An 11,559-nucleotide genomic window follows, 5' to 3' on the forward strand; every position below is an offset into this window, starting at 1 on the left:
ATGAAAGGCAAACACGCAAGTCAAACCCTCAAACGTTTGGCAAAAGATTTAGCAAGTCATCCCATCCTTCTTTTTCTAGCTTTCTTGGGAACCATTGCCCAGGTAGCCCTGTCTATTTATTTACCAATCTTGATTGGACAAGTGATCGACCAAGTCTTAGTCGATGGATCATCCCAGCTATTCTGGCAGATTTTCCTCCAGATGATCTTGGTGGTGATAGGAAATACACTGGTACAATGGGCCAATCCCCTCCTATACAACCGCCTCATTTTCTCCTATACCAGAGATTTGCGCGAAAAAATCATTGAAAAGCTCCATCGTCTTCCGATTGCCCTTGTAGATAGACAAGGTAGTGGGGAAATGGTCAGCCGTGTAACGACAGATATCGAGCAGTTGGCAGCGGGTCTGAATATGATTTTCAACCAATTTTTCATCGGAGTTTTGATGATTTTGGTCAGCATCCTTGCCATGCTCCAAATCCATCTCTTGATGACTCTCTTGGTCTTGCTCTTAACACCTCTGTCTATGGTCATTTCACGCTTTATCGCTAAGAGATCCTACCATCTCTTTCAAAAGCAGACAGAGACTAGGGGGATTCAGACTCAGTTGATAGAAGAATCGCTCACCCAACAGACCATTATCCAGTCCTTCAATGCTCAGGAAGAATTTATCGAGAGACTTCATGAGGCAAATGATAACTATGCAGGTTATTCTCAGTCAGCTATCTTTTATTCTTCGACAGTCAATCCTTCAACTCGTTTTGTCAATGCCCTCATTTATGCCCTGCTAGCTGGAGTAGGGGCCTTCCGTATCATGATGGGCTCTACTTTGACAGTTGGTCGTTTAGTGACCTTTTTGAACTATGTACAGCAGTATACCAAGCCCTTTAACGATATTTCATCTGTCTTGGCCGAGTTGCAAAGTGCCTTGGCTTGCGCAGAACGTGTTTATGCTGTTCTAGAAAGTCCTGAGGTTACAGAAACTGGTCTAGAAGAATTGAGCAGCGACCAAGTCAAAGGAGCTATTTCCTTTAAACATGTTTCTTTTGGCTATAACCCTGAAAAAATCTTAATCAAGGACTTGTCTATTGATATTCCAGCAGGTAGTAAGGTTGCTATCGTTGGACCAACGGGTGCTGGGAAATCTACACTTATCAATCTTCTCATGCGTTTTTACCCGATTAATTCAGGCGATATTTTGCTAGATGGTCGTTCGATTTATGACTATACTAGAGCATCTCTTCGACAGCAGTTTGGGATGGTGCTCCAAGAAACTTGGCTCAAGCAAGGAACCATTCATGACAATATTGCCTTTGGCAATCCTAGAGCAAGTCGAGAGCAAGTCATTGCAGCAGCTAAGGCAGCAAATGCGGACTTCTTTATCCAGCAGTTGCCACAGGGTTATGATACCAAGCTTGAAAATGCAGGGGAATCCTTATCTGTTGGTCAGGCTCAGCTCTTAACCATTGCCCGTGTCTTTCTAGCCATTCCTAAGATTCTTATCTTAGATGAAGCAACTTCATCCATCGATACCCGTACCGAGATTCTGGTTCAGGATGCCTTTGCCAAACTCATGAAAGGGCGGACAAGCTTTATCATTGCCCACCGTTTGTCGACCATTCAGGATGCTGATTTGATTCTTGTCTTGGTGGATGGTGATATTGTCGAGCACGGCAATCATCAGGAACTCATGGCGAGAAAAGGTAAATACTATCAAATGCAAAAAGCGGCAGCTTTTAGCCCAGAATAAATTGGAAACACTTATAATGCCAATAAACAACAAGAAAAGTTGCCTTCGGGTGACTTTTTTGTTACAATAGCTAGAAAAATTATCCAGTATGAATACTTATATAGAAAAGGAGCCTATGAATGAAAGTCTTTCAGCATGTAAATATTGTGACTTGTGACCAAGATTTCCACGTTTATTTAGATGGGATTTTAGCTGTTAAAGAATCCCAAATCGTCTATGTCGGTCAAGAGAAACAAGAAATCTTAGATCAAGCTGAACACCTTATAGACTATCAGGGTGCCTGGATTATGCCTGGTTTGGTTAACTGCCACACCCACTCTGCTATGACTGGCTTGAGAGGGATTCGTGATGATAGTAATCTCCACGAATGGCTAGAGGACTATATCTGGCCAGCAGAAGCAGAGTTCACACCAGAGATGACTACAAAAGCCGTCAAAGAGGCGCTGACAGAAATGCTCCAGTCAGGAACGACAACCTTCAATGACATGTATAATCCTAATGGAGTGGATATAGCTAAGATTTATGAGGTAGTCAAGGCTTCCAAGATGCGTTGCTATTTCTCTCCAACCCTCTTTTCTTCAGAACTGGAGAAGATAGATGAGACTATAGTCAGAACTCGAGCTATCATTGAGACAATCAAAGGCTACCAGGATCCCAATTTCAAGGTCATGGTGGCCCCTCACTCGCCCTACAGTTGTAGTCGAGATTTGCTGGAGGCAAGTCTTGAGCTAGCAAAAGAAGAAGACATTCCCCTTCATATCCATGTAGCTGAGACCCAGGAAGAGTCAGGCATTATCCTGAAACGTTATGGCAAAAGACCAATAGCATTTTTGGATGAACTTGGCTATTTAGACCATCAAGCTGTCTTTGCCCATGGAGTGGAGTTAAATGAAGCAGAGATTACCCGCTTGGCAGATTCGCAAGTCGCTATCGCCCACAATCCTATCAGCAACCTCAAACTAGCTTCAGGGATTGCACCAGTCGTCCAACTTCAACAAGCAGGTGTGACTGTCGGTATCGCGACAGACTCGGTTGCTTCTAATAATAATCTCGATATGTTTGAGGAAGGTCGTACGGCGGCCCTTTTACAGAAAATGAAGAGCGGTGATGCCAGCCAATTTCCAATCGAAACAGCCCTCAAAGCCCTGACTATTGAAGGAGCTAAGGTGTTGGGAATGGAAGATGAGATTGGTAGTTTAGAAGTCGGTAAGCAAGCTGATTTTCTCGTCATTCAACCTCAAGGGAAAATCCATCTTCAACCCCAAGAAAACATGCTGTCTCACCTAGTCTATGCTGTCAAATCCAGTGATGTTGCTGACGTCTATATTGCTGGTCACCAAGTCATGAAAGACGGCCAAGTGTTGACAGTTAACTTGTAAAAAGTAGTATAAATTCTCTAAATCTCATGGGAAATTTCTTGTGAGATTTTCTAGTTTTGCTTATGGAATTACTGGTTTAACCTCTTACAGAAATATACTGATAATAAATTGGAGAAACACCGATTAGATAAATAAGAAAAATTGTGGTATAATAAAACGATACAATTAAAGGAGTATGTATGGACATTTCAGAAATTCGTCAAAAAATTGACGCAAATCGTGAAAAATTAGCTTCTTTCAGGGGGTCTCTTTGACCTCGAAGGTTTAGAGGAAGAAATTGCCATTTTGGAAAACAAAATGACAGAACCTGATTTTTGGAACGATAATATTGCGGCCCAAAAAACGTCGCAAGAATTAAACGAACTCAAAAATACCTATAATACTTTCCACAAGATGGATGAGTTGCAGGATGAAGTTGAGATTTTACTGGACTTTTTGGCAGAGGATGAATCCGTTAAGGATGAGTTGGTTGAAAAACTCGATGAGTTAGATCAGATGATGACCAGCTATGAAATGACCCTTCTTTTGTCAGAGCCGTATGATCACAACAATGCTATCCTAGAAATCCATCCGGGTTCAGGGGGAACAGAGGCTCAAGACTGGGGCGATATGCTCCTTCGTATGTATACTCGCTATGGAAATGCCAAAGGCTTCAAGGTTGAGGTCTTAGACTACCAAGCAGGTGATGAAGCAGGAATCAAGTCAGTAACCTTGTCTTTTGAAGGACCAAATGCTTATGGTCTTCTCAAGTCAGAGATGGGAGTTCACCGTTTGGTCCGAATCTCACCATTTGACTCTGCTAAACGTCGCCACACCTCATTTACTTCTGTAGAAGTCATGCCAGAGTTGGATGATACCATCGAAGTTGAAATCCGTGAGGATGATATCAAGATGGATACCTTCCGTTCAGGAGGAGCAGGTGGACAAAACGTCAACAAGGTTTCAACAGGTGTCCGCTTGACTCACATTCCGACAGGTATCGTCGTCGCATCAACTGTTGACCGTACCCAGTACGGAAACCGTGACCGTGCTATGAAGATGCTTCAGGCAAAACTCTATCAGATGGAACAGGAAAAGAAAGCTGCTGAGGTAGACTCGCTCAAGGGTGAGAAAAAGGAAATTACATGGGGAAGCCAAATCCGCTCCTATGTATTTACGCCTTATACAATGGTAAAAGACCATCGTACCAACTTTGAAGTAGCGCAAGTAGATAAGGTAATGGATGGAGACCTAGATGGTTTCATCGATGCTTATCTGAAATGGCGTATCAGTTAAAAGAAAGGAAGTCACATGTCAATCATTGAAATGAGAGATGTTGTCAAAAAATATGACAACGGGACAACAGCCCTACGTGGCATCACTGTAAATATCGATGCAGGAGAATTTGCCTACATCGTAGGACCTTCAGGTGCAGGTAAATCAACCTTTATCCGTGCCTTGTATCGTGAGGTCAAAATCGACAAAGGAAGCTTGCAAGTTGCAGGTTATAACCTGGTTAAGATTAAAAAGAAAGATATTCCATTCTTGCGTAGAAACGTTGGAGTAGTCTTTCAGGATTACAAACTTTTGCCAAAGAAAACAGTTTATGAGAACATTGCCTACGCAATGGAGGTTGTCGGTGAAAGCCGTCGTAACATCAAAAAACGTGTTATGGAAGTTTTGGATCTAGTTGGATTGAAGCACAAGGTGCGTTCCTTCCCTAATGAATTATCAGGTGGTGAGCAACAACGTATCGCTATAGCGCGTGCTATCGTAAACAATCCTAAAGTATTGATTGCCGACGAACCAACAGGTAACTTGGACCCAGATAACTCATGGGAAATCATGAACCTTTTGGAACGTATCAATCTTCAAGGGACAACTGTTTTGATGGCGACCCACAACAGCCAAATCGTAAATACCTTGCGCCACCGCGTTATTGCCATCGAAAATGGTCGCGTGGTACGTGATGAAGCGAAAGGAGAGTACGGATACGATGATTAGTAGATTTTTCCGCCATCTGTTTGAAGCTTTAAAGAGTTTAAAGCGTAATGGATGGATGACCATTGCTGCTATCAGTTCAGTAATGATTACCTTGACCTTGGTTGCTATTTTTGCGTCAGTTATCTTCAATACTGCGAAATTAGCAACTGATATCGAAAACAACGTCCGCGTTATGGTTTATGTTCGTAAAGACGTTGAAGACAACAGTGAAACCATTGTAAAAGAAGGCCAGACAGTCACGAACAATGACTACCACAAGGTCTATAATGCCCTCAAAGCCTTGCCAGCTGTTAAAAATGTAACCTTCTCAAGTAAAGAAGAACAGTACCAAAAGCTGACTGAAACCATGGGTGACGAGTGGAAGGTGTTTGAAGGAGATGCAAACCCTCTTCATGATGCCTACATCGTAGATACCAATTCACCAAGTGATGTAAAACCAGTAGCTGAAGAAGCTAAGAAAATCGAAGGTGTCTCTGAAGTTCAAGACGGTGGTGCCAACACTGAACGTCTCTTCAAGTTGGCTTCCTTCATCCGTGTTTGGGGATTAGTTATCGCAGGACTCTTGATCTTCATCGCAGTCTTCTTGATTTCAAATACCATCCGTATCACTATCATTTCACGTAGTCGTGAGATTCAAATCATGCGTTTGGTTGGTGCGAAAAACGGCTATATCCGTGGCCCATTCTTGCTAGAAGGTGCCTTTATCGGATTGTTGGGAGCAGCTCTTCCATCAGTTTTGGTTTACTTTATCTATAACCGAGTATTCCAATCAGTCAACCCATCCTTGGTTGGACAAAACCTATCTTTGATTACACCAGATATCTTTATTCCAGTGATGATCGGACTCTTGTTCCTCATCGGAATCTGTATCGGTTCACTTGGTTCAGGAATCTCAATGCGTCGATTCTTGAAAATCTAAGTCAAAGAACTTGATAAAACACATAAAAAAGTGGGACGTCATCAAGACTTCACAGTTCTTGATGCCCCGCTTTTTCTTTCGGTTTTGGGGCTCAGTCGCTTGCCAATTTTGGGTAAAGAGTGTATGATAGGAAAGGACCTTTTTTACTAATATGAATAATGAATGAGGAAAAGATGAAACAATTTTTGGAAAAAGTGAGCATACTCTCCCTATCGTTAGTATTGATCACATCGTTTTCAATTTCTAGTGCCCTACCTGCCATGTTTGACTATTATCAGGGCTATTCGACTGGTCAGGTCGAGCTCTTGGTCAGCCTCCCATCCTTTGGGATTATGGCCATGCTTTTATTGAACGGAGTTTTAGAGCGTATGTTCCCTGAACGCCTCCAGTTGACCTTGGGACTTTTGATTTTATCAATCAGCGGAACAGCTCCTTTCTGGTATCAGGGCTATTACTTTGTTTTTGCGACCCGCTTGCTATTTGGGTTTGGAGTTGGGATGCTCAATGCCAAGGCTATTTCAATCATCAGTGAACGTTACCACGGTAAGACCCGTATCCAGATGCTTGGTTTTCGTGGATCAGCTGAGGTAGTAGGAGCCTCTATCTTGACGCTGGCAGTCGGTCAGCTCTTGGCCTTTGGCTGGACCGCAACCTTCTTAGCTTATGCAGCTGGTCTAGTGGTTCTTGTACTCTTCCTTCTCTTTGTCCCTTATGGAAAAGGAGAAGCTCATGAGTCCAAGCAAAAGACAGAAGAAGCAGCCAAACTAACTCGCTCCATGCTACAGCTGATTTTCTTCCTTGCCATTGTAGCTGCTGTCATCGTGTGTACAAATACTGCCATTACTTTCCGTATTCCTAGCCTCATGATTGAGGCAGGTTTTGGAGATGCTCAGTTGTCTAGTCTGGTACTCAGTGCCATGCAGTTGATCGGTATTTTAGCGGGTATCAGCTTTTCTTACCTCATCTCTGCCTTTAAGGAAAAACTTCTATTGGTAGCTGGTGTCACCTTTGGTATTGGGCAAATCATCATTGCTCTTTCCCCTTCACTCTGGGTTGTCGTCGCAGGATCGATTCTTGGAGGCTTTGCCTACAGCATTGCTCTGACGACAGTTTTTCAGTTGATATCTGAGCGAATTCCTGCAAAACTCCTCAATAAAGCAACTTCGTTTGCTGTATTGGGATGCTCTTCTGGAGCGTCATTAACACCATTTGTGCTTTCAGGGATTGGCTTGGTGACTACGAATGGTCGAATGACCTTTATCATTCTAGGAACATGGATGATTGCCACATCGGTTATTATTTCCCTTTTATTGAAAAAAGAAGCATAAAAAAGAAAAACTCAAGGATTCATCCTTGAGTTTTTTGTGTATCAGCCAACCATTTGCCAAAAGTAATCAATGATGTAGGTCAAGCCATAGGTATAAACAACCAGGGTAAAGGGCTTGGTCAGGATGATAATGATCATATAGCGTTTGAAGCTCATCTTGGTCAGAGCAGCCAACATACAGAGAAAGTCAGCCGGACTAACAGGCCAAATCATCATAAAGATAAAGAATCGATCAAAGCGATTACCCTCATCTAGCCAACCGATATACTTGTCATAGGTGCGCTTGCTGACCATAGACTGGACAAAGGGTGCTCCGTAGAGACGCACCAGGTAAAAGATAATCGCACAACCAATGACAATGCCGATATAGTTATAAATCGTTCCAATGATGTGACCGTAGATAAAGATTCCTGCAACGGATGTCAGGGCACCTGGAATGATAGGAACAACTGTCTGCAAAATCTGTAAAAAGATAAAGAGAGGTGGCCCCCAGATACCTGCCTGTTGGATAAAGGCAGAAAGGGTTTCCTTGGAGTGCAAGATACCAGCCTGATAGGCCCAGATACAGAATATTAAAGTAGCAACTCCACCGACGATGGAGGAAATATGAATAGCTTGCTGTAGAAGGGGAGAAACAGCTTTCAGTTCTTTATCGTGTGACATGTAAACTCCTCTTGTCTAGTATGATTCTACTATATCATATTTTAGGGAGAAAGACTACAAGGTTTTTCTGAGGGAAGTAGGATCATCAAGGCGCTTTCTGCCTGTAATATGATATAATGATAGGAAGAATTCAATAATTAAGGAAAGTAAAATGGCAAGTAAAGAAAATGCAGAGCGCAAGGAACTTCACCGTAAAATTTGGGCGATTGCGGACGATGTTCGTGGTGCTGTAGACGGTTGGGATTTTAAGCAATACATATTGGGAATCCTATTCTATCGCTTTATTTCAGAGCATATGGCAGACTACTTTGATCACGCTGAGCATGAAGCTGGAGATTTAGAATTCCGTTATGCCGATTTGAGTGACCAAGAAGCTGAGCGAGATTTCAAACCAGGGACAGTTGAGGATAAAGGTTTCTTTATTCTTCCTAGTCAATTGTTTGAAAATGTCGTTAAGAACGCTTCACAAAATGAAAATTTAAACGAGGAATTAGCCAATATTTTCCAAGACATTGAAAAATCGGCGATTGGATTCAAATCAGAAGACGATATCAAAGGATTATTTGATAACTTAGACACACGAAGCAACATCCTTGGTGGAACTGTTCCAGAAAAAAATAAACGTCTTTCTGATATTCTTAATGGTATCAATAGTATTAACTTCGGCAATTTTGAGGAAAATGACATTGATGCTTTTGGGGATGCCTATGAGTTCTTGATTTCCAACTATGCGAGCAATGCTGGTAAAAGCGGAGGTGAATTCTTCACTCCTCAGACAGTTTCTAAATTACTTGCTCGTTTGGTAATGGTTGGTAAGGACAAGATTAACAAGGTTTACGACCCAACATGTGGCTCGGGTTCACTCTTGCTTCAGATGAAAAAGCAATACGTAGACCATATTCTAGAAGATGGATTTTTCGGTCAAGAAATCAATATGACCAACTATAACTTGGCTCGTATGAATATGTTCTTACATAATATCAACTACAACAACTTTGATATTAAGCGAGGAGATACCCTTTTAAATCCTCAGCATTTGGATGAAAAACCTTTTGATGCTATTGTTTCTAACCCTCCATATTCAGTCAAATGGGTGGGAGATGGAGACCCAACTCTTATAAACGATGACCGTTTTGCGCCAGCTGGTAAATTAGCTCCTAAGTCAAAAGCTGACTTTGCCTTTATCATGCATAGTCTCAATCACTTATCTAACAGAGGTCGAGCAGCCATTGTTTGTTTTCCAGGTATTTTCTATCGTGGTGGTGCTGAGAAGACCATTCGTCAGTATCTAGTAGATAACAACTTTGTTGAAGCAGTGATTGCACTTCCTGAAAATCTCTTCTTTGGAACCTCTATCGCAACCACTATTTTAGTGTTGGCGAAGAATAAACTAGAAAATAAAACACTTTTTATCGATGCGAGCAAGGAGTTCAAAAAAGAGACCAATAACAATGTCTTGACGGATAGTAATATTGAGCATATCGTTGAATTATTTACTAACTACCAAAGTGTAGACTATAAAGCAGCTCTTGTTGATAATGAAGTGATTGGTTCGGAGCAGGATTACAATCTTTCTGTCTCTACCTATGTTGAACAAGAAGATACACGTGAAAAGATTGATATTGATGTTCTCAATCAAGAAATCGCTGAGACCGTCACTAAGATTGACTACTTACGTGCTGAGATAGATAAGATTGTAGAGAAACTAGGAGGTAAATGATGAATATCCTAGAAGAAATCCAAAACTGTCCCGTTGAGTGGAAAGAGTTGGGGGAAGTGACTGATACTGTTACAAGTCCAGTAAAATTAACTAAAAAGGAGTATAAAGTATCAGGGGAAATACCAATTGTTGATCAAGGGGAACAATTCATTGCAGGTTTTTCAGATTATGGAAAATATCTGAAAAAGGATGAATATATTATTTTTGGGGATCACTCAGAGCATGTAAAATATATAGATTTCGCTTTTGTTCAAGGAGCTGATGGTTTAAAAATTTTGAAACCTAAGAGTGGCATAAAAGCAAAATATATATACTATTGCTTTTGTAATTTTTATAAGAAAGAAGGAAATTATAAAAGACATTGGAGTAAAGCAAGAACTACTCTTATACCAATTCCTCAAAGTGAAGAAATTCAAGAAAAAATCGTGCAAATACTTGACAAATTTACCGATTATGTTACAGAATTGACCTCAGAATTGACCTCAGAATTGACCTCACGTAAAAAGCAATATTCTTATTATCGAGATAAACTTTTGTCCTTTGAGGATGAGGTTTATCAGGTTGAGTGGAAGATGTTAAATGAGTTTCTTAAAAAAGGGAAGGGAACTAAAATTACAGCTAGTCAGATGAAATTACTTCACAAAGAAGGTGCGCCAATCCGTATCTTTGCAGGAGGAAAGACATATGCTGATGTGAACTATGGAGATATTCCTGATAAAGATATTCATACTGAGGAAGCTATTGTTGTAAAATCTCGTGGAATTATTGATTTTGAATACTGTACAAAACCATTTAGTTTTAAAAATGAATTTTGGTCGTACAGTTCAGACAATGAGAATATCAACTTAAGATATATTTATCATTATTTAGTTCATAATAAGGAACATTTTCAAAATATTGCTAATAATATGCAAATGCCGCAAATTTCTAGTAATGATACTGAAAAATTCAAAATCCCAGTCCCATCTCTCGAAATCCAATCTCGCATTGTTCAGGTTCTAGACAACTTTGATACGGTTTGTAACGACTTAAATATCGGACTGCCCAAGGAGATAGAACTACGTCAAAAACAGTACGAATATTTTCGAGATAAACTCTTGACATTCGTCGCCGAAGGCGAGTACACTGACAGTACAGTACAGACAAGACATCATTAGGCTCTTAAACTGGGTATTTGGACCAATTCGAGTGGAGTTGGGTAGTATTTGTGAATTTGTAAGAGGAAATGGTCTTCAGAAGAAAGATTTTACCCAAGTTGGAAAATCTGTTATCCACTATGGACAAATTTACACTAAATACGATTTTACAGTAGCTCACACACTCTCCAAAACTAGTGAAATGGTATTCAAAAAGTTAAAAAAAGCCTATCCAAATGATTTGATAATGGCAACAACATCTGAAAATGTTGAAGATGTTGGGAAAGCAATCGTTTGGGAAGGAAAGGAAGAGATTGGAATTTCTGGAGATAGTTATATCATTCGTACGAATCAAAATTCGAGGTACTTGAATTATTGGTTAAGATCGATTTCGTTTCAATCTCAAAAGGAAAGAAAAGTGACTGGAACAAAAGTTGTTCGTATAAATTCTAAGGATATGGAAAAATTTCAAATTGTAGTTCCATCCATTACAGAACAAGAAAGAATTGTCTCCATTCTTGACCATTTCAACACCTTAACCAACTCTCTTTCTGAAGGCCTTCCAAAGGAAATTGAACTAAGACAGAAACAGTATGAATACTGGCGAGAACAATTATTAAACTTTACTAGATAAACTCTTTAATCATATTGAGATAGAATCTCAATTAAAACAAAAAGGAAGC

General features: G+C 40.5%; 10 protein-coding genes. 9 read left to right on the forward strand and 1 reads right to left on the reverse strand.

The genetic code is table 11. The features are described from left to right. The 6 genes from HW271_RS02340 to HW271_RS02365 all read left to right on the forward strand — a co-directional run bounded on the left by HW271_RS02340 (nt 1) and on the right by HW271_RS02365 (nt 7,358). Entirely contained in the window at nt 1-1,749 is a 1,749-nt protein-coding gene (locus tag HW271_RS02340) for an ABC transporter ATP-binding protein (RefSeq protein WP_178894704.1), read from the forward strand. Between the two features lie 119 nt (nt 1,750-1,868). Beyond that, a complete protein-coding gene (locus tag HW271_RS02345; RefSeq protein ID WP_178894705.1) occupies nt 1,869-3,128 on the forward strand; it encodes a TRZ/ATZ family protein in 1,260 nt (419 codons plus the stop codon). Nucleotides 3,129-3,307: 179 nt separating this feature from the next. Continuing rightward, nucleotides 3,308-4,403 (forward strand): peptide chain release factor 2 gene (prfB, locus tag HW271_RS02350; protein WP_100069481.1). Its coding sequence is split into 2 segments (ribosomal slippage): nt 3,308-3,379 and nt 3,381-4,403, totalling 1,095 coding nucleotides; the frame shifts between segments, so codons are not numbered across the junction. 15 nt (nt 4,404-4,418) lie between these two features. Further along, nucleotides 4,419-5,111 (forward strand): cell division ATP-binding protein FtsE, encoded by a 693-nt coding sequence (ftsE, locus tag HW271_RS02355; protein ID WP_004251332.1) that lies wholly within the window; start codon nt 4,419-4,421, stop codon nt 5,109-5,111. Next, complete coding sequence (ftsX, locus tag HW271_RS02360; protein WP_045615357.1) at nt 5,104-6,030, forward strand: permease-like cell division protein FtsX; 927 nt, start codon at nt 5,104-5,106, stop codon at nt 6,028-6,030. The genes ftsE and ftsX overlap by 8 nt, the downstream gene beginning before the upstream one ends. A gap of 173 nt (nt 6,031-6,203) precedes the next feature. Next, nucleotides 6,204-7,358 carry an MFS transporter gene (locus HW271_RS02365; protein WP_178894706.1) on the forward strand — a complete coding sequence of 385 codons (1,155 nt, stop codon included), beginning with the start codon at nt 6,204-6,206 and terminating at the stop codon, nt 7,356-7,358. Nucleotides 7,359-7,399: 41 nt separating this feature from the next. Here the strand turns inward: HW271_RS02365 and HW271_RS02370 are convergent, their stop codons facing one another. Beyond that, entirely contained in the window at nt 7,400-8,020 is a 621-nt protein-coding gene (locus HW271_RS02370) for a TVP38/TMEM64 family protein (RefSeq protein ID WP_178894707.1), read from the reverse strand. A 151-nt stretch (nt 8,021-8,171) separates the two neighbouring features. Here HW271_RS02370 and HW271_RS02375 point away from each other — a divergent pair, with 151 nt between their 5' ends. From HW271_RS02375 to HW271_RS02385, 3 genes are read left to right on the forward strand one after another with little or no spacing between them, the layout of a single operon-like run. Further along, nucleotides 8,172-9,740, forward strand: a complete 1,569-nt coding sequence (locus tag HW271_RS02375) for a type I restriction-modification system subunit M (protein ID WP_178894708.1) — start codon at nt 8,172-8,174, stop codon at nt 9,738-9,740. Then, nucleotides 9,740-10,897, forward strand: a complete 1,158-nt coding sequence (locus HW271_RS02380; RefSeq protein WP_178894709.1) for a restriction endonuclease subunit S — start codon at nt 9,740-9,742, stop codon at nt 10,895-10,897. Before HW271_RS02375 ends, HW271_RS02380 begins: the two co-directional genes overlap by 1 nt. Before the next feature lie 31 nt (nt 10,898-10,928). Beyond that, nucleotides 10,929-11,510: a restriction endonuclease subunit S gene (locus HW271_RS02385; RefSeq protein ID WP_178894710.1), complete on the forward strand. Its 582-nt coding sequence runs from the start codon at nt 10,929-10,931 to the stop codon at nt 11,508-11,510. Nucleotides 11,511-11,559 lie beyond the last annotated feature (49 nt).

It is taken from the genome of Streptococcus sp. oral taxon 061 (genome assembly GCF_013394695.1).
In the GTDB taxonomy this organism is placed as follows: Bacteria; Bacillota; Bacilli; order Lactobacillales; family Streptococcaceae; genus Streptococcus.

Coding starts and splice junctions, on each gene's coding strand:
- HW271_RS02340 (WP_178894704.1), top strand. CDS start 1: ATGAAAGGCAAACACGCAAGTCAAACCCTCAAACGTTTGGCAAAAGAT.
- HW271_RS02345 (WP_178894705.1), top strand. CDS start 1,869: ATGAAAGTCTTTCAGCATGTAAATATTGTGACTTGTGACCAAGATTTC.
- ftsE (WP_004251332.1), top strand. CDS start 4,419: ATGTCAATCATTGAAATGAGAGATGTTGTCAAAAAATATGACAACGGG.
- ftsX (WP_045615357.1), top strand. CDS start 5,104: ATGATTAGTAGATTTTTCCGCCATCTGTTTGAAGCTTTAAAGAGTTTA.
- HW271_RS02365 (WP_178894706.1), top strand. CDS start 6,204: ATGAAACAATTTTTGGAAAAAGTGAGCATACTCTCCCTATCGTTAGTA.
- HW271_RS02370 (WP_178894707.1), bottom strand. CDS start 8,020: ATGTCACACGATAAAGAACTGAAAGCTGTTTCTCCCCTTCTACAGCAA.
- HW271_RS02375 (WP_178894708.1), top strand. CDS start 8,172: ATGGCAAGTAAAGAAAATGCAGAGCGCAAGGAACTTCACCGTAAAATT.
- HW271_RS02380 (WP_178894709.1), top strand. CDS start 9,740: ATGAATATCCTAGAAGAAATCCAAAACTGTCCCGTTGAGTGGAAAGAG.